1 protein-coding gene is annotated in these 306 nt (G+C 68.3%); it reads right to left on the reverse strand.

Annotated features, from left to right (window positions below):
- The coding region (locus tag SREC43747_RS20080) for an Hsp70 family protein (RefSeq protein WP_152528487.1) at positions 1 to 306 on the reverse strand (306 nt) is incomplete at both ends.

Genomic DNA, 306 nt, shown 5'->3' on the forward strand with positions numbered 1-306 from the left:
GGAGACGTCGAAGGTACCGCCACCGAGGTCGAAGACCAGGATGGTCTGCTCCTTCTCGCCCTTGTCCAGGCCGTAGGCCAGGGCCGCGGCGGTGGGCTCGTTGACGATGCGCAGGACGTTCAGCCCGGCGATCTGGCCGGCCTCCTTGGTGGCCTGGCGCTGCGCGTCCTCGAAGTAGGCCGGGACGGTGATGACCGCGTCGGTGACTTCCTCGCCCAGGTAGGCCTCGGCGTCCCGCTTGAGCTTCATCAGCACGCGGGCGCTGATCTCCTGCGGCGTGTACTCCTTCGCCCTCGATCTGGACCC

It is taken from the genome of Saccharopolyspora rectivirgula DSM 43747 (assembly GCF_000497205.1).
GTDB classification, from domain to species: domain Bacteria; phylum Actinomycetota; class Actinomycetes; order Mycobacteriales; family Pseudonocardiaceae; genus Saccharopolyspora; species Saccharopolyspora rectivirgula.